This is a genomic window from Parvibaculum sp., assembly GCF_049671045.1.
In the GTDB taxonomy this organism is placed as follows: domain Bacteria; phylum Pseudomonadota; class Alphaproteobacteria; order Parvibaculales; family Parvibaculaceae; genus Parvibaculum.
Map to the genome: position 1 here is coordinate 21,512 of NZ_JBATUH010000085.1, position 20,494 is coordinate 42,005.

Here is a 20,494-nt window from a genome sequence, read left to right on the forward strand (position 1 = left end):
ATGGCGCTCACCGACGTTCCAGACCTGACCCGCCTTCGCCGCATCAGGCAGGCCGCCATTGGCGACGGCGCCTTCCGGGTCATCACTTGGGCCTCGATGGCGCTGGTGCTTCTGGTTCTCGGCGGCGTCATCGTGGTGCTGGTTCAGGGGGCGGCGCCCGCGCTCAAGCTTTTCGGCTTCGACTTCCTCATCACCGCCAAATGGAACCCGGTGACCGACCAGTATGGCGCGCTCGTGCCGCTCGTCGGCACGCTCGTGACCTCCGCCGTCGCGCTTGCCATCGGCGTTCCATGCAGCTTCGCGGTCGCCTTCTTCCTGACCGAGCTTTGTCCCTACCGCCTCCGCGCGCCGCTCAGCATCGCCATCGAGCTTCTCGCCGCCATTCCGAGCATCATCTACGGCATCTGGGGCCTTTTCGTCGCCGCTCCCCTCTTCCAGTCGCATGTGGAGCCCGCGCTCGCCGACTGGCTCGGCCCGCTCCCCATCATCGGCGCTCTTTTTTCCGGCCCGCAGATCGGCATCGGCATCCTGCTTGCGGGCCTCATCCTCGCGCTGATGATCCTGCCCTTCATCACCGCCGTCATGCGCGACGTCTTCGAGAGCGTGCCCACCGTACTGCGCGAAAGCGCCTACGGCCTTGGCGCCACACGCTGGGAGGTTGTCTGGAAGGTGGTCCTTCCCTACTGCCGCACGGGCGTCGTCGGCGCGATCATGCTGGGCCTTGGCCGCGCGCTGGGCGAGACCATGGCCGTCACCTTCGTGATCGGGAATTCGCACCGCCTGCCGACCTCGCTCTTCGATCCGGCGACGACGATCTCCGCCGCGCTCGCCAATGAGTTCACCGAGGCGGTGAGCGACACCTACACATCGGCCCTCGTCGCGCTCGGCCTCGTCCTCTTCCTTCTCACCTTCGTCGTTCTGGCGGTCGGCCGGCGGCTTCTGCTTCGCGCCGAGCGGGCAAAGAGCGGAGGCCGGTGATGACGCGCGTACAGTCCCGCCGCCTCGTCAACATCGCCATGACCGCGATCTCTCTCGCGGCCACGGCGATCATTCTTTTCGTCCTTGGCGCGATTCTCTGGACGCTGGTGAGCAACGGCCTCAAGGCGATGAAGCCCTCGCTTTTCACCGAAAGCACGCCGCCGCCGGGAAGCGCGGGCGGCCTTCTGAACGCCATTTATGGCAGCGCCGTCATGACCGCGCTCGCCATTCTCGCGGCCACGCCGGTCGGCGTCCTTGCCGGCACCTATCTGTCGGAATATGGGCGCGGAAGCCGGATCGCGAGCTTCGTGCGCTTCATCAACGACGTGCTTCTCAGCGCGCCCTCGATCATCATCGGCCTCTTCGTCTATGGCATCGTCGTCCTGCGCATGGGGCATTTCTCGGCCTTTGCCGGCATCGTCGCCCTTGCGATCATCGCGCTGCCCATCATCGTGCGCACCACCGAGGACATGCTGTCCCTGATCCCGGACGCGCTGCGCGAGGCGGCCGCAGCCCTCGGCGCGCCGAAATGGAAGATCATCGTCAAGGTCAGCTATCGCGCCGCCTTCCAGGGCATATTGACGGGCGTTCTGCTGGCGGTCGCGCGTGTGAGCGGCGAAACGGCGCCGCTTCTCTTCACGGCGCTCAACAACCAGTTCTGGAGTTCCGACCTCAACGCGCCGATGGCGAACCTGCCTGTCGTCATCTTCCAGTTCGCCATGAGCCCCTATGCCGACTGGCGCGAGCTTGCATGGGGCGGGGCGCTTCTCATCACCGCGACGGTGCTCGCACTCAACATCGTCGCCCGCGTACTGACCAAGAAAAGGACACGCCGCTCGTGACCACGCACCAGCCGCTCACCCCCTCGCTGACAGAAGCGTTGCGCGGCGAAGCCGTCGAAAGCCATCCCGAAAAGATCGGCGTCAGGGATCTGCATTTCTATTACGGAAATTACGAGGCGCTGAAGGGCATCAACATCTCGATTCCCGACCGCCGCGTGACGGCCTTCATCGGGCCTTCCGGCTGCGGAAAATCGACCTTGCTGCGCGTTCTCAACCGCATTTACGAAATCTATCCCGGCCAGCGCGCGACCGGGCAGGTCATGGTCGATGGCGACAACATTCTCGACCGCACGCTCGACCTGACCAGGCTGCGCACAAAAATCGGCATGGTCTTCCAGAAGCCCACGCCCTTCCCCATGTCGATCTTCGAGAATGTCGCCTTCGGCATACGGCTTTATGAGCGCCTCTCGCATACCGATATGGAGGAGCGCGTTCACTGGGCGCTTTCGCAGGCGGCGCTCTGGGACGAGGTGAAGGACAAGCTCCACCAGCTCGGCACCGGCCTTTCGGGCGGCCAGCAGCAGCGCCTCTGCATCGCGCGCGCGATTGCCGTGAAACCGGAAATCCTGCTCATGGACGAGCCCGCCTCGGCCCTCGATCCGATTTCGACCGCAAAGCTCGAGGAATTGATCGAAAAGCTGCGCGAGGAATTCTGCATCGTCATCGTGACCCACAACATGCAGCAGGCCGCGCGGGCGTCGGACTACACGGCCTTCATGTATCTCGGCGAGCTGATCGAGTTCGACACGTCGGAAAAGATCTTCACCAATCCCTCGAACGTCCGCACGCGCGACTATGTGACCGGCCGCTTCGGCTGATCACTTCAGCACGAAGGTCAGAGGCAGGACATATTCCGAAGGCATTTCGGGCGGCGGCGGTGGCAGCGGCTCAGCCCGGCGGATCATTTCTATGACTTCGCGATCGAGCGCGGAAAAGCCGGAGCCCTTCTCGATGCGCGCCGAAGTGACATACCCGCGCGCATTCATCGCGAAGCGGAGATGGACCGTGCCTTCCTGATGACGGCGGCGCGCGGCGGCCGGATAGCGCTTGTAGCGCTCCAGATGCCCAAAGAGATGGGAGATATAATTCTGCTTCGCCGCGATCTGGGCCGCGCTCGGACCGGCCGGACGCGAGGCCGCTGCCACTGGCCTGTCGGGCTGCTGTTGCGCCGCCGGTTGTTCGGTCTTTCGCGGCTCGCTCACCGGCTTTGGTTTTTCCGGTTTCAGCTTCTTCCGATGCAGCGCGACCTCGGCCTTCTCGATTTTCGGCGGCTCCTGAACCCTGGGCGGCTCCTCAACCTTTGTTGCCAGCTGCTCCGGCACCGCGGCCGGAACGGGCATCATGTCGATGAACAATGCGGGCTGCGGCGCCTCGGGCATTTCGGCCACGGGATGCCACATCACCATCGCCGCGCCGAGGCCGATATGAAACGCGGCCACGGCCACGAAACTCGTGCCCCAGCGCCGGCTCGCGCCCGCGCCGTCCGTATCAGGAAATTCCGATGCGAATGCGACGCTCATCTGCCCGGCATGGCTTCCAGACCGAGCAGCGCGACCTTGAGATAGCCCGCCGCCCGCAGGTCGTTCATCACATTCATCAGATCGCCATAGTCGACGGACTTGTCGGCGCGCAGGAAAATCCGCTGCGTCTTGTCGCCGCCTGCCGCGCCGTCGAGCGCGGCGCCGAGCGCGTCGCGCGCGATCATGTCATTGCCGAGGGCGAGCGAAAGATCCTGCTTCAGCGTGACGATTATCGGTTTCTGCGGGCGCGGCTGCTGCTCCGCCGTGGAGGCCGGCAGATCGACCGGCACATCGACGGTTGCAAGCGGCGCCGCCACCATGAAGATGATGAGCAGAACGAGCATCACGTCGATGAAGGGCGTGACGTTGATCTCGTGATTCTCCGCGAGATCGTCGCTGGCGTGCTTGAGACGGATCGCCATCTTTCTAGTCCGCGGCCTTGCTGACGAGCTTCACCGTCTCGCCCCTGTCCTGCCTGTCCTGGCGATCGAGTTCGCGCGAGACGAGACGCAGCACTTCCGCCGCGCCATCGCCGACAAGCGCCCTGTAGCCCGCGATCGAACGGGCGAACATGTTGTAGATGATGACGGCCGGAATGGCGGCAACGAGGCCGATGGCGGTGGCGAGCAGCGCCTCGGCGATGCCCGGCGCGACCACGGCGAGATTGGTGGTCTGCGACTGCGAAATGCCGATGAAGCTGTTCATGATGCCCCAGACCGTGCCGAAAAGGCCGACAAAGGGCGCCGTCGCGCCGATGGTGGCGAGGATGCCGGTTCCCGCCGACATGCGCCGCCCGGCCGCCGCCTCGATGCGCTCGAGGCGCGAGACGACGCGCTCCTTGATGCCGTCCTTGTCGGTCGCCGACACATCCGCCGAGAGGCGAATCTCCACCTCGGCCGCCTGAACGAGAGCCTGCATCTCGCCATCCGTGCGCTGAAGCGCGGCGGACGCTTCCGAAAGGCCGGCAATATTGCGCAGCGACGCGAGCGCCCCGCGCATGCGCCTGCGCGCACTCGCAAGCTCGATCGACTTCGCCAGCCATACCGTCCAGGTAAGGATCGAGGCGATGACGAGCCCGATGAGAACGGCCTTCACCACGCTGTCGGCATTGAGAAACATCGACCATGGCGAAAGGTCGGCCGGCAGGACGCCGAGCGGCCTATCCGCCGGAACGGCCGCTGCGGCCCCGGGGACCATTTCCTGCGCGGGCGCGGCTTCGATGCCTTCAGCGAGCGCCGGCAATGCGAAGAATGCGGGCCCGAGTGCCGCCGACCAGAAGCCCGTTGCCCGATAACGTTTCAGAAAAGGGGAAACCAAGGTCTTTCTCCGTCCCGCGGCGGCAGGATGAAGGGCCGTCGCTATTGCGATTGATTATCAGTAACATTGGCGATAGCTTTTGCCACGTTTTGGCTTATCCGGCAAGAGTCCAATGGTCACACCCGATCGACGCAATCTCAGGCATTTCTGGCGCAGTCTTCACCTCTGGATCGGCGTCGGATTGGGTCTTCCGCTGATTCTGCTGGGCCTGACGGGAAGCATCCTCGTCTGGCACGACGACATCGAAAGGCTCGCCCATCCCGCCCGCCATGCCGTGTCCGCGGGCCCGGCCGATATGCAGCCCTCCGCCTATCTCGATGCCGCCAGGGCCGCCCTTCCGGCCGGACTCAAGCCCACCGCGCTGCGGCTGCCCGGCGAGCCCGGGAACCCCGTGACCGTTACGGCGCGCGGCGCCAACCCGGAAGGCGGCCTGCCGCTGACGATGACCGTCTATCTCGATCCGCCCACGGCGAGCATCCTCGATGTCGCCGATCAGGGGGGCTCCTTCATGACGCTGATGCACCGCCTGCATGGCAGCCTGATGATACCGGGCAAGGGCCGCCAGATCGTCGGCTGGCTCGGCGTCGCCATGCTCATCTCGTCGCTCACCGGCCTCTATCTCTGGTGGCCGCGAAACGGCACCCTTCTCAAGGCGCTGCGCTGGCGGCGGCAACCGACCACCAACGGCAATCTCCACTACACGCTGGGTTTCTGGATTTCGCTGCCGCTCGCCATTCTCTCCTTCACCGGCGCCTATATCTCCTTTCCGCAGACCGCGCGGTCCGTCGTCGGCCTCTTTGCCGAGGTGAGCCCGCAGCCCCAGCGCGGACCCGGCGGGCCCGGCGCCCTCCCCGCCCCCGTCACCCGCACGCCCGAGGAGGTGATCGGCGCCGCGCTCGCCGCGATGCCCGATGCGCGCCTTTCGGCACTGATCTTCCCCTCCGGCCCCAATCCGGCATGGCGGGTGCAACTGGCGCTTGGCGGCGAGACGCGCACCGTCACGTTCGATGACAGGAGCGGCGAGCTGCGAGGCGGCAATGCACGCCCTGGCGCGAGCGCGGCAAGCGGCGACAGGTTCAGCCGCCTCATGCGCCAGCTTCACGACGGCACGGAAATGGGGCTCGCCTGGCAGGCGGTGATCTTCGCGGGCGGCATTCTGCCTGCGGTCCTCGCCGTGACAGGAACGCTCATGTGGCTGCGCCGCCGCAAGCAGGCGAGCGAGCTCGAACGCAAACTCGCCGAGGTCCCGGCTTCCTGAGGCCGGGCCGCGGCGCCGGGCCGTCGCGCCGTGTCTCAGGCTTCGGCCCAGCGGCGCAGGAGATTGTGATAGACGCCAGTGAGTTCGATCACGGCCTCATCCTTGAGGCCGCGCTCGGCGGCAAGCTTCTGGATCGAATTGTCGAGCTGAAAGAGGAGCGTGCGTTCGCCCTCGTCGCGCACCATGCTCTGTAGCCAGAAGAAGGAGGCGACGCGGGCCCCCCGCGTGACCGGCGTCACGCGATGGAGGCTCGTCGAGGGATAGAGCACCATATCGCCCGCCGGCAGCTTCACCACATGCGTGCCATAGGTATCTTCGACGACGAGTTCGCCGCCGTCATAGTCTTCCGGCTCGCTGAGAAAGAGCGTCATGGAAAGATCGGTGCGGATGCGGTGCGCCGTGCCCCTGATCTGCCGGATCGAATTGTCGACATGATTGCCGAAGCCCTGCCCGCCCTCATAGCGATTGAAGAGCGGCGGGAAGATCTTGGCCGGCAGCGCGGCGGAAAGAAAGGTGTTGTTGCGCGTCAGCGCCTCGAGGATGGCATCGCCAAGCTGGCGCGCGAGGGGAGATGCTTCCGGCAATTGCATGTTGCGCTTGGCGAGCGAGGATTGCGTGCCGGCCGTCGCATTTCCATCCACCCATTCCGCCTTGTCCATGAGTTCGCGGAACTGCCGGACCTCCTCCTTGGTCAGAATGTTCTCTATGCGCAGCATCATCGTTCCGTCTCCGTCCTGCTCTCAAGGCGAAGCCCCGCCCATATTGCATGGGCGGGGCGGTTCCTTACGCGGTCCGGATCGGCGATCAGAACCGGATATTCGTCGTCAGCAAGGCTGAGCGCCCCGGCGCCACCGTTGCCATATGGTTTCTGTAGGCCCGGTCGAAATAGCGCTTGTCGAAGATATTGAGGACATTGAGCTGAAGGTCCACATTCGACGTGAGCTTGTAGGCCGCCATCGCGTCGAAGCGCCAATATGCAGGCACATAAAGCGTGTTGGCCTCGTTGCCATAGACCTTCGACACATATTGCGCGCCGCCGCCGACCGTCACATCCTCCGTCACGTCATAAGCCGTCCACAGGCTGATGCTACTCCGGGGCACGTTCGGGAAGCGATTGCCATCATTGACGCAGGTCGCGCAGGTGCCGTCATCGACGATGGTCGCATCGAGGAATGTGTAACCGCCGAAGGCACGCCATTTCTCGGTGATCTGCCCCGAAATTCCAAGCTCGAAGCCGTTGACGCGCTGCTCGCCGACTAGCTGGAGCGAACCGTCCGGCAGGGACACGCGCGCATTGGTCTTCTCGGTGCGGAAGATTGCCGCGGTGAGCGACAGCTTCTCCTTCAGCACATCCCACTTGGTTCCGATCTCGTAGCTGACATTCTCCTCCGGATCGAGATTGATATTGGTAGCGATGAGATTGCTGCCGCCATCGCCGCCCGTTTCGCCCGATGGATTGGACGATGTCGCATAGGAGATGTAGATGCTGCCATTGGCAACCGGCTTGTAGACGACGCCCGCCTGATAGTTGAGGAAGCCGGAATCGTTCTCGCCATCATTGACCGAGACGGGGCTCGTCGTCTGCTTGACGTTGTAGTGGTCGTAACGCAGGCCGAGATTGAGAAGCCATTGCGGCGTGAGCGTCAGCGTATCGAGTGCATAGATCGACTGCGTCGTCGTCTTCGTCGTGGTGAGCGTAGCGGATGACGCGATCGTTCCGGCCCAGGGATCGTAGGGATTGGGGTTTTGGAGGTCGGTGCAGTTATAGGGTGCGCCGAGCCCGTAATCGAGGCAGCGCGGCCCCGTCACCGTCGCGCCTGTCGTGACCGTATAGGGCCTGTTCGTGGTTTCGTAATGGCTGAACTCGACACCCGTCGCGAATTCATGGCCGATGAAGCCCGTTGCGAACCGGCCCGTGAGGTCGGTCTGGTTCGTCAGGTTCTGCGTCTGCGAATTGCGGCTCTTGGTGTTGCGCCAGACCATGCCCCAGGCGACGTTGTTGTTGTTGTCGTCGGGATTGGTCACGACATAGTCGTTGGACGTGACGCTGTAGCGCGTCGTATTGCGGATCGTGAGATCGTCGCTGAAATAATGCTCGATCCGCACCGTGCCGATATCGGCCTGCGTCTTGCGGAAGTCGCGGTTGACGAGACCATAGAAATTGTCGCGGTCGACATCCGCCGGCGCGCCCGTGTAGTCGTAACAGGTGGTTGTGGTCGGCGTGCAGCCCGGCGCACCCGTATAGACCTTGTTATAGGGAATGCCGTAATCGGGCAGATCGTCCGTCTGGAGATGATAGTAGTCGAGCGTGACGCGCGTCGGCCCCTTGCGGCCGAACACGATCGAAGGCGCGAAACCCCAGCGGTTGATGAAGATGGCATCGCGTCCCGCCACATCCGCGTCGTGATACATGGCGTTGAGCCTGAGCGCCACGCTGTCGTCGATCACGTAGTTCACGTCGCCCGTCACGCGCCTCGTATGATCGGTTCCGAGGACGACGCTTCCGGCCGCGAAATTCTCGCCCTTCGGCGCCTTGGTGACGAGATTGATGCTGCCGCCGGTCGAGCCTGCGCCCGTGAAGGCCGAGCCCGGCCCCTTCACCACATCGACTTCTTCCAGATCGAAGATCTCGCGCGTCTGCGAACCCGGATCGCGAATGCCGTCGACGAAAGTGTCGCTCTCGGCATTGAAGCCGCGGATCATGAAGCGGTCGCCAAAGGGCACGCCGCCTTCGCCCATGCCGAGCGTGATGCCGGGCGTCGTCCTCAACGCATCGGTGAGCGTCGTCGCGCCCGTCTCCCGGATGACGGCCTCCGGAACGACGGTCACGGATTTCGGCGTATCGAGAAGCGGCGCGGTGAATTTGGGCGATGAGGCGGTATCGACCTTGTATTCATCGCCGCTCTCCCCCTCGACGGAGATCGCCGGCAGCTCGGCAGCCGCGCCATCCTCCTGCGCGACAGCGGGAGCGGCCTCGGTGCCCGCTTCCGCGGCATGGAGCGGCGTGATGCCGATGAAAAGACCGATCGCCGTGGTGGCGAAAAGGCAGCGTGAAGTTGTGGCGCGGGTGCGGTTCCCGGCGAGGTCTTGCTCGATCACTTGGTAGGTCCCCCTGACCAGCTGCTATTAATAATCGTTCTTATTAGCGATTTCAGGCAGGCGTTCAAGGCTTTTTTGCGAACTATTCGCAAAAAGTTGAGCCGCCCCCGCTACCCGCCTTGGGGGCAGGCAAGCAGGAACCGGGAGCTTCTAATCTCGATGAGGGGGCTGCCGCCCGCAGCGGCCGCGGCCGGGGCAGGCGCTATTTCGCCGGCCGCTTGTGCATGAGCGCCGAGCGCTTGCAGATCGCGACCTCTTCGCCGCGCTGGTTGAAGGCGCGATGCGTGAACTCGACGATGCCAGCCGTCGGGCGCGACGAGCTTTCGCGCTTGCCCTCGACCGTCGTCGTCACGCGCAGCGTGTCGCCATGAAAGACGGGCTTGGGGAAGCGCACATCGCTCATGCCGAGATTGGCGACCGTGGTGCCGAGCGTCGTCTCATGCACCGAAATGCCGATCATCAGCCCCAGCGTGAACAGGCTGTTCACCAGCGGCTTGCCGAATTCCGTCTTGGACGCGAAGTCGAAGTCTATATGCAGCGGCTGCGGGTTCATCGTCATGGTGGAAAAGAGGATGTTGTCCGCCTCCGTCACCGAGCGCGTGATCGCATGCTCGATGATCTGCCCGACCTCGAATTCCTCGAACCAAAGACCCGCCATTTCTCTCTCCTCGATCTCAATAGGATTTGGGTTGCCCGAGAACCTTCTCGGCAATGAAGCTCAAAATCAGTTCCCGGCTCACCGGCGCGATGCGCGGAATCCAGCTTTCGCGCATGTAGCGCTCGACATGATATTCCTTGGCGTAGCCCATGCCGCCATGAGTGAGGATCGCCGTCTCGCAGGCATGATAGGCCGCTTCCGCCGCGAGATATTTCGCCGCGTTGGCCTCCGCGCCGCATTCCTCGCCCTTGTCGTAGAGGGATGCAGCCTTCATCACCATGAGATTGGCGGCCTCGAGTTCCGCCCAGCATTTCGCCAGAGGATGCTGGATGCCCTGGTTCTGGCCAATGGGCCTTCCGAAGACATTGCGCTCGCGCGCATAGGCTGCCGCCTTGCGGAGCGCGGCGCGGCCAAGCCCGACCGCCTCGGCGGCGATGAGCACGCGCTCGGGATTGAGCCCGTGCAGGATGAGCTGGAAGCCCTTCCCCTCCTCGCCGACGCGGTTCTCGACAGGGATTTCCATGCCGTCGAAGAACAGCATGTTCGAATCGACCGACGAACGGCCCATCTTCGGTATCTCGCGCACCTCGACCTTGGTGCGGTCGAAATCCGTATAGAAAAGGCTGAGGCCATCGGTCTTTTTCTTGACCTGATCGTAGGGCGTTGTGCGCGCGAGCAGCAGCATCTTCGTTGCGACCTGCGCCGTCGTGATCCATATCTTCTGCCCACGGACGACATATTTGTCGCCCCGGCGCTCGGCATAGGTCTTGAGCCCTGTCGTGTTCAATCCGGCATCGGGCTCGGTAACGGCAAAGCAAGCCTTCTCCTCACCCCTGATGAGCGGCGGCAACATGCGCTGCTTCTGTTCCTCGGTGCCGAAGACGACAACGGGATTGAGGCCGAATATGTTGAGATGAACGGCGGAAGCGCCGCTGAGGCCCGCGCCCGATTCCGAGATCGCCTGCATCATGAGCGCGGCCTCGGTGATGCCGAGTCCCGCGCCGCCCACGGCCTCCGGCATGGCGATCCCAAGCCAGCCCTGCGCGGCGACGGCGGCATAGAAGTCTTCCGGGAAGCCGCCTTTCCGGTCCTGCTTCAGCCAGTATTCGTCATCAAAGGGCTCGCAGAGCCTGAAGATGGCATCGCGGATCTGCTGCTGATCGGCGCTGAGCGAAAAATCCATGAAACAACCTCCCGCAATGCTTTTGCGGCGAGGGTAAGGGAAAGCCGCAAGCCTGGCTATGGTCACTGAAACGTCAAGGGCCGCTCCCGAGGGAACGGCCCCGCCTCAAAAATCCGCGATGCGGATCAGATGCGCTCGATGATCGTCGCCGGCGCCATGCCACCCGCGGCGCAGAGCGTCGCAAGCCCGACATTGAGATCGCGGCGCTCCATCTCGTCGAGCAGCGTTCCGAGAATGATCGCGCCCGTCGCACCGATCGGATGGCCGAGCGCCATGGCGCCGCCATTCACGTTGACGATGGCCGGGTCGATGTCGAGGTCGCGCATGAATTTGAGCGGGACGACGGCGAAGGCCTCGTTGATCTCGATGAGGTCGATGTCCTTGAGCGTCATGCCCGCGATCTCCAGCGCCTTCTTCGCCGCGGGAACGGGCGCGTTGAGCATGAGTTCGGGGCTGTCGCCCGCCGTCGTGACCGCGCGAATGCGCGCCCGCGGCTTGAGGCCATGCGCCTTGGCATATTCGGGCGAGGCAATGATGACGGCGCCCGCGCCATCGACCACGCCGGACGAATTGCCCGCATGGTGGATGTGGGTGATCTCGATATCGGGATAGGTCTTCTGCACCAGCTTCTTGTAGGTGAGGCCCTCCTCATCGAGCGGCGCCTGATACATGGCGGCGAAGGCGGGCTTCAGCGAGGCGAGCCCTTCGAGCGTCGTCTCGGGGCGCGGAAACTCCTCGCGGTCGAGCGCGACGCGCCCGTCCTCGTGATAGACGGGGATGAGGCTCTTCGCGAAATAGCCGTTCCTGATCGCATTGTCGGCGCGGCGCTGGCTTTCGAGCGCGAGCTTGTCCGTCTCCTCGCGGCTGAAGCCTTCGAGCGTCGCGATGAGGTCGGCGCAGATGCCCTGATGCGGCTGCGGATGGATCTCGCGCAGATGCAGATTGTGGCTGTCGATGGTCGCGCCGCCGGTGCGCGGAAGCGTCGAGCCATGCGACATGGATTCGACGCCGCCCGCGACGACGAGGTTCTGCATGCCGGACATGATGCCCATGGCGGCGAGGTTGACCGCCGTGAGGCCCGAGCCGCAGAAACGGTCGAGCGAGAAGCCCGGCGCCGTGTTCTTCCAGCCGGCATCGAGCGCCGCCATGCGGGCGATGCAGGCGCCCTGCTTGCCCGATTGCGTGCCGCAACCGGCGATGACGTCGTCAATGTCGTCGCTGTCGAGATTGTTGCGCTCGCCCAGCGCCTTCAGCACCGTCGAGAGAATGCGCTGCGGGTGAACGTCCGCGAGAGCGCCCTTGCCGATCTTGCCGACGCCGCGCGGCGTGCGTGCCGCGTCGATGATCCATGCTTCCTTCATCGTGTGTATTCCCTGTTTGCCAATGTCTGTGATGCGTGTTGATGGTGGCCTGCCGGGGCGGCTTCCGCCGCGCCAGGCGCGGGTTTCATTGCCCTGTCAGGAGCACGACCTTGACGCAGTCGCCGTGATGCTGGTCGGCGATGGCCTGGTTGATCTCGCTCAGCGGATAGGTGCGGATGAGCTTGTCGAAGGGCAAACGCCCCTGCCGGTAGAGCTCGATCATCTCGGGAATGAAGACATCCGGATCGCTGTCTCCTTCGATGATGCCCTTGATCGTGTGCCCATAGGTGATGACGCTCGAAAGATCGCCGGGAACGGGCGTGCCGGGCGGGCAGACCCCGACAATGCCGAAGACGCCGTGGGAGCCGAGGCAGGCCATCGTCGCCTGCAGCACGGCGGGAATGCCCGTCGTGTCGAAGGCGTAGTCGACGCCATTTGGCAGGATCGCTCGCACGGCGGCGCCGAGATCGGGCGCGGCCGCAGGATCGATCGCATGGGTGGCGCCGAGTTCGAGCGCCAGTGCGCGGCGCGCCTCATGCGGCTCGAGCACGATGATCGTCTTGCAGCCCTGCACGACCGCGCCCATGACGGCGCTGAGGCCGACCGCTCCGCCGCCGAGAATGAGAACCGACGAACCTGCCTCGCAGGCGAGCGAGCGCATGATGCCGCCCGCGCCCGTCTGCACGCCGCAGCCGAGCGGGCCGACGAGTTCGAGCGGAACGCCCTCCGGCACCTTCACGACATTGCGCTCATAGGTCAGGCAATGGGTGGCGAGGGAGGATTGGCCGAAGAAGTTGCTGGAGATCTTTTCCTCGCCCACCTGAATGGCCTTCGTACCATCGGGCCGCATACCGATATAGTTGAGCATCGGCATGGTGCGGCAATAGGCGGGCTGCCCCTTCTCGCAGCGGTCGCAGGCGCCACAGGAGCGGAAGGTGATGGCCACCCGGTCGCCCTGCTTCACCTTGGTGACGTTCGCGCCGACCTTCTCGACGATGCCCGAACCCTCATGCCCGAAGACGGCCGGAAGCGCAATGACGCCCGCCGCCTTGAAAACGAGGTCCGTGTGGCAGAGCCCCACGCCGACGACGCGAACGAGGATTTCATCCGCTCTCGGATCTTCCAGTTCGACCGTCTCGATGGTGAAAGGCGCATCGGCCGCGCGCGCGACGGCGGCAGTCACTTGCATGTCTCATCTCCCTGAGCAGGCCCTTCGGCCTTCATTTCATGAAGCAGGAACGGCCGCCCCCGATGCCGGGAGCGGCCGCCGCAATCAACGCGCGATGTTGATGATCTTGAGCTGCGTGAATTCCGCGAGCCCTTCCTCGCCAAGCTCTGTGCCGAGGCCCGATTGCTTCGCGCCGCCGAAGGGAATGTTCGGCGCAAGCTCGGCATGCTTGTTCACCCAGACGGTGCCCGATTCCATCTTGTCGGCGAGTGCATAGGCGCGATCGGGATTGGACGACCAGATCGAGCCGCCGAGCCCATAGGGCGAGGCATTGGCGCGCGCCACGGCATCCTCCGGGTCCGAATACTTGATGACCGGCAGCACCGGGCCGAACTGCTCCTCGTCGACGAGCCGCGCGCCGTCGGTGATGTCGCGCACGATGGTCGGGCGGATGAAATAGCCGGACTGCTCGGGCAGCGTGCCGCCCGCGATCACCTTGCCGTCCTTGCGCGCCTCGTCGATCAGCTCCTTCACCTTCTCGAACTGCATCCTGTTCTGAAGCGGCCCGAGCTGCGTGCCCTGCTTGAGGCCGTCGCCGACAATGGCGGCATCGGCGATCTTTGCCAGCTCCGCGCACATCTCGTCATAGATCGACTCATGCACATAGAGCCGCTTCATGGCGATGCAGACCTGGCCGTTATTCTGGAAGGCGCTCTGGAAGAGCTTCGGCGCCGCCTCTTTCGGGTTCACGTCATCGAGAACGATGCCGGCATCGTTGCCGCCAAGCTCGAGCGTGATTCGCTTCAGCATTGCCGCCGCACCCGCCATCACCTTGGCGCCTGTTGCCGTCGAGCCGGTGAAGGAAATCTTGCGCACATCGGGGTGCGCGGTGAGCGCCGCGCCGAGATCGTTCGCATCGGTGATGACGTTGACAACGCCCGCCGGAAGAACGTCGCGGATGAGCTCGCCGAGCTTCAGCGTGGTGAGCGGCGTCGTCGGCGCGGGCTTGATGACAATGGTGTTGCCCGCGAGAAGCGCCGGCGGCACCTTGAAGGCCATGAGAATGAGCGGGAAGTTCCACGGCACGATGGCGCCAATGACGCCGAGCGGCTTCCGGTGTGCCTCGACGCGGCGGCCCTCGCTGTCATCGAGCACCTTCACCGGCAGATCGAGCGCGGTGAAATAGCGGAAGAAGGCGGCCGTGCCATAAACCTCGCCCGTGGCATCGCCGATGGGCTTGCCCTGTTCCTGCGTGAGAAGACGCGCAAGCTCGCCTGCGTTCTTTTCGATGATGTCGGCAATCGCGTTGAGCGCCTTCTTGCGCTCGGCGATCGGCGTCGCGCTCCAGGCCGGGAAGGCAGCCTTCGCAGCCGCCACCGCCTGATCGAGCTGCGCCTTCGAGGCGCGCGGACACTTCGCCAGCACTTCCTCCGTCGCCGGGTTGATGACGTCCATCGTCTGATCGCCTGCGACGAGCTTGCCGCCGATCAACAGCTTGAAATCGGTCATTTCGCGTCTCCTGCCTGCTTGTCCTGCGCGCGGCTTCCGGGAGTTATTCGATCCCGTGCCGGGTCATGTTTTCCTGTCGGGGCAGCGCCCTTGCCCGTGGAAATCTAGCGGCTGGCGGAGCGGTCCGCCATAGGCTCCGATTTGACGTAGCGGCAGCCGGAAGGATCCGGCGGCGGAACTCTGCTATGCTCCGCGGTTCAAGTCACGAGCGCGCGAGACGGGGAGATTCCCCGGCCGGAACGGATGCCGAAGCCCTGGTACCTCTACATGCTGGAATGTGCGGGCGGCCGCCTCTATACAGGCGTCACCGTCGATGTTTCCGCGCGCTACAAAGCGCATGCGGAGGGGCGCGGCGCCAAGTTCACGCGCAGCTTTCCGCCGCTCCGCATCCTCTTCGTCGAGCGCTGGCCCAGCCGCTCGGAGGCGCTGAAGGCGGAACACGCGATCAAGAAGCTCTCGCCAGAAGCCAAACGCAAACTCGTTGAAAGCACATGTCAGACAGCAAAGCCCTGAGCGACCGCATCGACAGGCTGGAGATGCACATCGCCCACCAGGATCAGGCGATCGAGGATCTGAACGAAACCATCCAGGCGCAATCCGCCGAGATCGAAAGGCTCGGCCGCAGCCTCAAGGCGCTCGTCCTCCGCCTCCAGACGATCGAGGAGCGGCCGCAGGGGCCCCAGCCCGTCGAGCCCCCGCCCCCGCATTATTGATGCCGCCGCATTGTTGATACGCCGCATGGAAAGCGCGCCGCTTCGTCCCTTCCACTACGCTCCGCCGACGGAGCCATGGCTTGCCGTCGTCCATCGCGATGACGACATTCTCGTGCTCGCAAAGCAGAGCGGCCTTCTCTGCGTGCCGGGCAAGCCCGCCGAACATGCCGACTGCCTCGAGGCGCGCGCGCAAGATGCCTTTCCCGGCGCGATGATTGTTCACCGTCTCGACAAGGACACGTCAGGCGTCATCGTGATGGGGCTCAATCGCACGGCGCATGCGCATCTGAGCCTGCAATTCGAGACGCGGAAGACTGAGAAGTCCTATATCGCCCGCGTCTGGGGCTCGGTCCAGGGCGAGAGCGGCCATGTCGATCTTCCCATCGCCTGCGACTGGCCGAATCGCCCGAGGCAGAGAGTGGATCACGAAAACGGAAGATCGGCGCAGACCGATTGGGAAGTGATCGCGCGCGAGAGACATGCGACGCGGCTCCGCCTGCGTCCGGCGACGGGCCGCTCGCATCAGTTGCGCGTGCACATGCTGAGCCTCGGCCACCCGATCCTCGGCGACAATTTCTATGCGCATGACGAAGCCTTCGCCGCCGCCGACCGCCTGCAGCTTCATGCCGAGACGCTCGCCTTCGCGCATCCAGCCGATGGCCGGCCGATGAAATTCACCGTCGAATGTCCGTTCTAGCGGGCAGCGTCAGCCGGCATTCACACGCAGCGAAACCGAATTGCTGTTGCTGTTGGAATTGGAGTTGCCATTGGAATTGCTGTTCGAGTTGCTGTTCCAATTGCCGTTGAAATTCCAGTTCCAGCTTCCGCCGCCCGATCCTGAATCGCCCGGCGCGCAGGCAAGAGCCGGCGTCGCGGTGGCGAAGGCGTAGAGAAGCGCCGCGCCCGTGATCCCGAGCGCGCCTCCAAACATTATCCAGCGGCGCGAAACCTTGCGGCCGAAAGGAAACATCTTCATCCGTCCCACCCTGCAACACACATGACCCGTTTCGGCGCAGGAATGGGATAAAACGCCCCGCGCCGAATGTTTCGTGCCGGTGCGAGGCAAGAGCCGTGCCGCCCGGCGCAGGCGGTCATGCGCGCCCGTGATACATGTCGATCATCAGCGCCAGGAGAAAAAGCAGCAGCGCCATGATGACATAGGCGAAACTGGCGCTCATGGCGCCGCGGATCCATCCGATTGTCTTGCTGCACATGATCGTTCCCGACCACAGAAATTGCCAGTCGCGCCGCATCGCAAGGCCGAATGCCCGCGGAAGGCGCGAGGCCTGTTGTCGGGAGAAAGGCTAGCCCCGGGGCGCGTTAAAATTCGATGCGAGAGTGAGAGCGCGGCCATAAAGGCGATTTTACGCGGGTCGCCGCTTCACTCGATCATCTGCCATCTATAGAGAATGTCTGGCTCATGCTCTTCATTGTCGCTGCCGTCTGTCTCCCTGACCGCAACGAAACCGCGCTTCTCGTAGAAAGCCCGCGCGACAAGGTTCTTCCGGAACGTCCAAAGCTGAAGGCTCGTCCGGGATGACTTGGCGACTTGCAGGAGCGCATCGCCAGCTCCTTTTCCTTGCTGCTCCGGCAGGACATAGAGATGGTCGATCCAGCCCTCACGAAACGCGACAAAGCCAATGATGTCGCCATCGACTGCACCCCATACCTCGCAATGCGCGAAGACATGACCTCGGAAAAAATTCCGATCCTCTTCCGGCGTATGAAGACCCGCCAGCCAGGGAAGCCGCTCGTCAAAGGCCGTCCGGAGGATGACGGCCACGCGATCCATCTCATCCAAAGAAAGCCGGCGGAGAGAAAAAGGCATATCGATACCTGGTCGCCGTGACTGGGGCCGTTGGAGCACGCCGCGGCGCGACGCATCAATGAAGGTTACTCGACCTCGCGAGCAGCGTCTGCCCACGAGCTTCTTCTTCGCGCGAGAAGGTCCGCGATCGAGGCCAAATGTCACAAGAAGATCAATGATGGATGGTAGCGGAGGAGGGACTCGAACCCCCGACACGCGGATTATGATTCCGCTGCTCTAGCCAGCTGAGCTACTCCGCCCCGGTTCCGGGCCTCGAGGGCCGGAAGACGAGGAAGCGGGGGGCTGTTTGCGCCCCGCCTCGAAAGAGACCGGGATATAAGGGCGGCGCCGAAAGCCTGTCAAGCAGCCCGACCCAACCATCGGCAAAATAAGTGAGATTTGCTCCTGCGCGAGGCCGGAACCCCGCCTCAGCAGCAGCAGGAGGGCGGATTGTCCGCGCCCTTGGGCGACGGCGCCTCGCGGGCTTCCAGCGGCTTGCGGAAGCGCAGCATGGTGAAGAGGCCCATCGGCTTCAGCGACCGCGTCTCGATGAGGTCAAGCTTCGTCATATGCGTGATCGTCTCGATCCGGAAATCGGGGTGCCAGCCGAGCGCGCGGGCCGCCGGCGTCATCCAGCGCTCGATCACGCTCCGCAGGCCGTGATCCTGCGCGAAGTGATTGACGATGATGACCTCGCCGCCCGGCTTGCAGACGCGCTCGAGTTCGGCCAGCACCTTCACCGGGTCCGGCACCACGGTCATGACATACATGGCGACGACCGTATCGAAGGCCGCATCGTCGAAGCGAAGCTCCGAGGCGTCCATTTCGTAGAGGCCGGCGATGTTGCGCAGCTTGCGCTCCCGCACGCGCGAGCGCGCCTTGCGCAGCATGTCGGGCGAGAGGTCGATGCCTGTGATGGTGAGATGCGGCGCATAGCGCGGCAGGGCGACGCCGGTGCCAACGCCCACTTCGAGCAGCGATCCCTCGCGCCCGTTAATGATGTCGATCGCGCTTTTCCGCCCGAAATCGGCAATGGGGCCGAACGACCAGTCATAGACCGGCGCCCAGCGCGCATATGCCTTGAGAACCGACTGTTCGTCGATGCGCGCTATGCCGTTCAACTCATTCTCCCGCATTCGCCTGACAAATCTCAATTTGCGAGCACCCATGTCCGCCCGCAAGCGTTTTATTCCGGCCCGACCGGGAAAATTTTCCACCCCGGTCAAACTCCGGCCGCAGTCTGCTGCTCAGGCGACGGACGCCGCCCGGGCGAGCGGCCGGCCATGCGCCTCGGCGATGAAACCACCGCCCAGAACCCGGCTGCCGCCATTTCCGTCATAAAAGACGCAAGCCTGACCCGGCGCGACGCCGTCCTCGCCCGCCTCGAACTCGACCTCCGCCCGACCCCCGGCCATGGGCCGCAGACGGGCCGGAACGGCAGCCGATGTCGAGCGCACGCGCACCATGATCCGAAGTCCCTCGGCCGGCAATGCCTCGAAGGCGCCATCGCCGATCCAGTTCACCTCGCGCAGCACGAGACGATGCGTCTCGAGCGCCGCCTTGGGCCCCACCACGACCTCGCGCCGCGCCGCATCGAGCTTCACGACGAAAAGCGGCTGCGAATCCGGCTCGCTCGCGCCGAGCCCGAGGCCCCGGCGCTGGCCGATCGTGTAGTGAATGATGCCCTTGTGGCGGCCGAGCACGCGCCCCTCGAGATCGACGATGTCGCCTTCCTCCGAGGCTCCGGGCTTCAGCCTCTCCACGACACCCGTATAGCGGCCCGTGGGCACGAAGCAGATGTCCTGGCTGTCGGGCTTCTCCGCGACGGCGAGGCCCATGCGCTCGGCAATCGCGCGCGTCTGCGGCTTCGTCAGATCGCCGAGCGGAAAGCGCAGGAAATCGAGCTGGGCGCGCGTCGTCGTGAAGAGAAAATAGCTCTGGTCGCGATCCGCGTCGCGGGGGCGGTGAAGCTCGCGGCCCTGCGTGCCCTGCCTGCTGGCGATGTAGTGTCCGGTGGCGAGCGCCGCCGCGCCGAGATCGCGCGCCGTGTCGAGAAGGTCGCGGAACTTCACGCGCTCATTGCAGCGCACGCAGGGGATCGGCGTCTCGCCCGCCGCATAGGAGGAGGCGAAATCCTCCATCACCGAGCGCCGGAAGCGCTCCTCATAGTCGAGCACGTAATGGGGAATGCCGATCTGGTCGGCGACGCGGCGCGCATCGTGAATGTCCTGGCCCGCGCAGCACGCGCCCTTCCGCTTCACCGCCTGCCCGTGATCGTAAAGCTGCATGGTGATGCCGACGACGTCATAACCCTGCTCTTTCAGGAGCGCGGCCGTGACCGAGGAATCGACGCCGCCCGACATGGCGACGACGACCCGCGTATCCTCCGGGCGCCCGGGAAGATCGAGACTGTTGAGGCCGGTCGCCTCGTCGAAACTCGCACGCATGACCATGTCTCTGGGTTTGCAATCGAGGGCGGCCGGGGCTTCCATCGAAGCCGGTCGCAACGCCCGCGGGAAGGCTCGCATCATAGGCAAGGCCGCGCGGGCAGCAAGCGCGATAAGGCGCCGCATGCCCGGCATTTTTTGCCCCGCCCGGCAGGAATATCGGGGCACGCCTCCAAATATCAATAGGCAAACCATTGAATTTGCTTGGCCTTCCGGCCGCTCCGGCATGGCCCGCCAATTGCTTTCGTTCTGGCGGGTCAATCTCCCGGAGGTTTCACGCGCTATGGGTCTGTCATCTTCCGTCAATTTCCGCTCGAGCCAGGTCGATCCCGGCTCGATGCTCGCCCCCGCCGCCTCCGCCACGTCCGGCGCCGGCAATGCGGGCGCTTTCCAGCGCCATCTGGCCGATGCGCGCCGGAACACGGAAAGCCCGGCCGAACGCGCATCGGCGGCCCGCGACGATCAGCGCCAGCGCAGCGATGCCAGCCGCAGCGCGAAGAAGTCCGACGACGCCTCCGCCTCGACGAACGAAACGAAATCGGACACGCCGTCCGCCGATGGCGCGCCGCTCGCAGCCATGGCGCAGGCCCCGGCCCCTCAGCCCGCCCCGCAGACGGACGCGACGGAACCGGAC

At 64.4% G+C, this 20,494-nt stretch carries 23 protein-coding genes and 1 tRNA gene; 8 read left to right on the forward strand and 16 right to left on the reverse strand.

Going from position 1 to position 20,494, the window contains the following annotated elements; genetic code table 11:
* Genes pstC through pstB form a run of 3 tightly spaced genes read left to right on the forward strand, consistent with a single transcriptional unit; the run spans nt 1 to nt 2,638 of the window.
* Nucleotides 1-978: a phosphate ABC transporter permease subunit PstC gene (pstC, locus tag WBG82_RS10110; RefSeq protein WP_424424405.1), complete on the forward strand. Its 978-nt coding sequence runs from the start codon at nt 1-3 to the stop codon at nt 976-978.
* Nucleotides 978-1,820, forward strand: a complete 843-nt coding sequence (gene pstA, locus WBG82_RS10115; RefSeq protein WP_424424406.1) for a phosphate ABC transporter permease PstA — start codon at nt 978-980, stop codon at nt 1,818-1,820. The genes pstC and pstA overlap by 1 nt, the downstream gene beginning before the upstream one ends.
* Nucleotides 1,817-2,638: a phosphate ABC transporter ATP-binding protein PstB gene (gene pstB, locus WBG82_RS10120; protein WP_424424407.1), complete on the forward strand. Its 822-nt coding sequence runs from the start codon at nt 1,817-1,819 to the stop codon at nt 2,636-2,638. Before pstA ends, pstB begins: the two co-directional genes overlap by 4 nt.
* On the opposite strand, the gene WBG82_RS10125 is transcribed toward pstB, so the two are convergent.
* From WBG82_RS10125 to exbB, 3 genes are read right to left on the reverse strand one after another with little or no spacing between them, the layout of a single operon-like run.
* Entirely contained in the window at nt 2,639-3,340 is a 702-nt protein-coding gene (locus tag WBG82_RS10125; protein WP_424424408.1) for a TonB family protein, read from the reverse strand. It abuts the gene before it with no gap.
* On the reverse strand, nt 3,337-3,762 hold the full coding sequence (gene exbD, locus WBG82_RS10130) for a TonB system transport protein ExbD (protein WP_424424409.1): 426 nt from the start codon (nt 3,760-3,762) through the stop codon (nt 3,337-3,339). Before exbD ends, WBG82_RS10125 begins: the two co-directional genes overlap by 4 nt.
* Nucleotides 3,763-3,766: 4 nt before the next feature.
* Nucleotides 3,767-4,657: a tonB-system energizer ExbB gene (gene exbB / locus WBG82_RS10135; RefSeq protein WP_424424410.1), complete on the reverse strand. Its 891-nt coding sequence runs from the start codon at nt 4,655-4,657 to the stop codon at nt 3,767-3,769.
* A 112-nt stretch (nt 4,658-4,769) separates the two neighbouring features.
* Here exbB and WBG82_RS10140 point away from each other — a divergent pair, with 112 nt between their 5' ends.
* Nucleotides 4,770-5,915 (forward strand): PepSY-associated TM helix domain-containing protein, encoded by a 1,146-nt coding sequence (locus tag WBG82_RS10140; RefSeq protein ID WP_424424411.1) that lies wholly within the window; start codon nt 4,770-4,772, stop codon nt 5,913-5,915.
* A gap of 35 nt (nt 5,916-5,950) precedes the next feature.
* Here WBG82_RS10140 and WBG82_RS10145 read toward each other — a convergent pair whose 3' ends face one another.
* The 7 genes from WBG82_RS10145 to WBG82_RS10175 form a co-directional block, all read right to left on the reverse strand.
* A complete protein-coding gene (locus WBG82_RS10145; RefSeq protein WP_424424412.1) occupies nt 5,951-6,634 on the reverse strand; it encodes a Fe2+-dependent dioxygenase in 684 nt (227 codons plus the stop codon).
* Nucleotides 6,635-6,719: 85 nt separating this feature from the next.
* Complete coding sequence (locus WBG82_RS10150; RefSeq protein ID WP_424424413.1) at nt 6,720-9,014, reverse strand: TonB-dependent receptor; 2,295 nt, start codon at nt 9,012-9,014, stop codon at nt 6,720-6,722.
* 202 nt (nt 9,015-9,216) lie between these two features.
* A complete protein-coding gene (locus WBG82_RS10155; protein WP_424424414.1) occupies nt 9,217-9,672 on the reverse strand; it encodes a MaoC family dehydratase in 456 nt (151 codons plus the stop codon).
* 16 nt (nt 9,673-9,688) lie between these two features.
* Nucleotides 9,689-10,855, reverse strand: coding sequence for an acyl-CoA dehydrogenase family protein (locus WBG82_RS10160; protein ID WP_424424415.1), 1,167 nt, complete (start codon nt 10,853-10,855; stop codon nt 9,689-9,691).
* A 125-nt stretch (nt 10,856-10,980) separates the two neighbouring features.
* Nucleotides 10,981-12,216, reverse strand: a complete 1,236-nt coding sequence (locus tag WBG82_RS10165) for an acetyl-CoA C-acetyltransferase (RefSeq protein WP_424424416.1) — start codon at nt 12,214-12,216, stop codon at nt 10,981-10,983.
* A gap of 85 nt (nt 12,217-12,301) precedes the next feature.
* The gene (locus WBG82_RS10170; protein WP_424424417.1) at nt 12,302-13,405 is read right to left on the reverse strand and encodes an NAD(P)-dependent alcohol dehydrogenase; all 1,104 of its coding nucleotides are present in this window, start codon (nt 13,403-13,405) and stop codon (nt 12,302-12,304) included.
* Nucleotides 13,406-13,489: 84 nt separating this feature from the next.
* Complete coding sequence (locus WBG82_RS10175) at nt 13,490-14,893, reverse strand: aldehyde dehydrogenase family protein (RefSeq protein WP_424424418.1); 1,404 nt, start codon at nt 14,891-14,893, stop codon at nt 13,490-13,492.
* Between the two features lie 243 nt (nt 14,894-15,136).
* On the opposite strand from WBG82_RS10175, the gene WBG82_RS10180 reads away from it, so the two are divergent.
* The 3 genes from WBG82_RS10180 to WBG82_RS10190 are packed head-to-tail and all read left to right on the forward strand — an operon-like array spanning nt 15,137 to nt 16,303.
* Entirely contained in the window at nt 15,137-15,406 is a 270-nt protein-coding gene (locus WBG82_RS10180; RefSeq protein ID WP_324301603.1) for a GIY-YIG nuclease family protein, read from the forward strand.
* Nucleotides 15,385-15,606 (forward strand): SlyX family protein, encoded by a 222-nt coding sequence (locus tag WBG82_RS10185; protein ID WP_424424419.1) that lies wholly within the window; start codon nt 15,385-15,387, stop codon nt 15,604-15,606. The genes WBG82_RS10180 and WBG82_RS10185 overlap by 22 nt, the downstream gene beginning before the upstream one ends.
* Before the next feature lie 25 nt (nt 15,607-15,631).
* A complete protein-coding gene (locus WBG82_RS10190) occupies nt 15,632-16,303 on the forward strand; it encodes a pseudouridine synthase (protein ID WP_424424420.1) in 672 nt (223 codons plus the stop codon).
* A gap of 9 nt (nt 16,304-16,312) precedes the next feature.
* Here WBG82_RS10190 and WBG82_RS10195 read toward each other — a convergent pair whose 3' ends face one another.
* From WBG82_RS10195 to mnmA, 6 genes are all read right to left on the reverse strand, one after another.
* Nucleotides 16,313-16,582, reverse strand: coding sequence for a hypothetical protein (locus WBG82_RS10195; RefSeq protein WP_424424421.1), 270 nt, complete (start codon nt 16,580-16,582; stop codon nt 16,313-16,315).
* A 115-nt stretch (nt 16,583-16,697) separates the two neighbouring features.
* On the reverse strand, nt 16,698-16,820 hold the full coding sequence (locus tag WBG82_RS10200; RefSeq protein WP_424424422.1) for a hypothetical protein: 123 nt from the start codon (nt 16,818-16,820) through the stop codon (nt 16,698-16,700).
* Nucleotides 16,821-16,987: 167 nt separating this feature from the next.
* Nucleotides 16,988-17,434 carry a GNAT family N-acetyltransferase gene (locus tag WBG82_RS10205; protein ID WP_424424427.1) on the reverse strand — a complete coding sequence of 149 codons (447 nt, stop codon included), beginning with the start codon at nt 17,432-17,434 and terminating at the stop codon, nt 16,988-16,990.
* Nucleotides 17,435-17,596: 162 nt separating this feature from the next.
* Nucleotides 17,597-17,673 (reverse strand) — tRNA-Met (locus WBG82_RS10210).
* Between the two features lie 168 nt (nt 17,674-17,841).
* Entirely contained in the window at nt 17,842-18,534 is a 693-nt protein-coding gene (locus WBG82_RS10215; RefSeq protein ID WP_424424423.1) for a class I SAM-dependent methyltransferase, read from the reverse strand.
* Between the two features lie 126 nt (nt 18,535-18,660).
* Nucleotides 18,661-19,860 (reverse strand): tRNA 2-thiouridine(34) synthase MnmA, encoded by a 1,200-nt coding sequence (gene mnmA, locus WBG82_RS10220; protein ID WP_424424424.1) that lies wholly within the window; start codon nt 19,858-19,860, stop codon nt 18,661-18,663.
* Nucleotides 19,861-20,143: 283 nt separating this feature from the next.
* On the opposite strand from mnmA, the gene WBG82_RS10225 reads away from it, so the two are divergent.
* Nucleotides 20,144-20,494, forward strand: a 351-nt coding sequence (locus tag WBG82_RS10225; protein ID WP_424424425.1) for a hypothetical protein, incomplete at its 3' end; no start/stop codon positions are given.

Excerpts from the sequence above, each read along its gene's own strand:
- pstC (WP_424424405.1), top strand. The coding sequence starts at position 1 with ATGGCGCTCACCGACGTTCCAGACCTGACCCGCCTTCGCCGCATCAGG.
- pstA (WP_424424406.1), top strand. The coding sequence starts at position 978 with ATGACGCGCGTACAGTCCCGCCGCCTCGTCAACATCGCCATGACCGCG.
- WBG82_RS10125 (WP_424424408.1), bottom strand. The coding sequence starts at position 3,340 with ATGAGCGTCGCATTCGCATCGGAATTTCCTGATACGGACGGCGCGGGC.
- exbD (WP_424424409.1), bottom strand. The coding sequence starts at position 3,762 with ATGGCGATCCGTCTCAAGCACGCCAGCGACGATCTCGCGGAGAATCAC.
- WBG82_RS10140 (WP_424424411.1), top strand. The coding sequence starts at position 4,770 with ATGGTCACACCCGATCGACGCAATCTCAGGCATTTCTGGCGCAGTCTT.
- WBG82_RS10145 (WP_424424412.1), bottom strand. The coding sequence starts at position 6,634 with ATGATGCTGCGCATAGAGAACATTCTGACCAAGGAGGAGGTCCGGCAG.
- WBG82_RS10155 (WP_424424414.1), bottom strand. The coding sequence starts at position 9,672 with ATGGCGGGTCTTTGGTTCGAGGAATTCGAGGTCGGGCAGATCATCGAG.
- WBG82_RS10160 (WP_424424415.1), bottom strand. The coding sequence starts at position 10,855 with ATGGATTTTTCGCTCAGCGCCGATCAGCAGCAGATCCGCGATGCCATC.
- WBG82_RS10165 (WP_424424416.1), bottom strand. The coding sequence starts at position 12,216 with ATGAAGGAAGCATGGATCATCGACGCGGCACGCACGCCGCGCGGCGTC.
- WBG82_RS10170 (WP_424424417.1), bottom strand. The coding sequence starts at position 13,405 with ATGCAAGTGACTGCCGCCGTCGCGCGCGCGGCCGATGCGCCTTTCACC.
- WBG82_RS10175 (WP_424424418.1), bottom strand. The coding sequence starts at position 14,893 with ATGACCGATTTCAAGCTGTTGATCGGCGGCAAGCTCGTCGCAGGCGAT.
- WBG82_RS10180 (WP_324301603.1), top strand. The coding sequence starts at position 15,137 with ATGCCGAAGCCCTGGTACCTCTACATGCTGGAATGTGCGGGCGGCCGC.
- WBG82_RS10185 (WP_424424419.1), top strand. The coding sequence starts at position 15,385 with ATGTCAGACAGCAAAGCCCTGAGCGACCGCATCGACAGGCTGGAGATG.
- WBG82_RS10190 (WP_424424420.1), top strand. The coding sequence starts at position 15,632 with ATGGAAAGCGCGCCGCTTCGTCCCTTCCACTACGCTCCGCCGACGGAG.
- WBG82_RS10195 (WP_424424421.1), bottom strand. The coding sequence starts at position 16,582 with ATGAAGATGTTTCCTTTCGGCCGCAAGGTTTCGCGCCGCTGGATAATG.
- WBG82_RS10200 (WP_424424422.1), bottom strand. The coding sequence starts at position 16,820 with ATGTGCAGCAAGACAATCGGATGGATCCGCGGCGCCATGAGCGCCAGT.
- WBG82_RS10205 (WP_424424427.1), bottom strand. The coding sequence starts at position 17,434 with ATGCCTTTTTCTCTCCGCCGGCTTTCTTTGGATGAGATGGATCGCGTG.
- mnmA (WP_424424424.1), bottom strand. The coding sequence starts at position 19,860 with ATGCGTGCGAGTTTCGACGAGGCGACCGGCCTCAACAGTCTCGATCTT.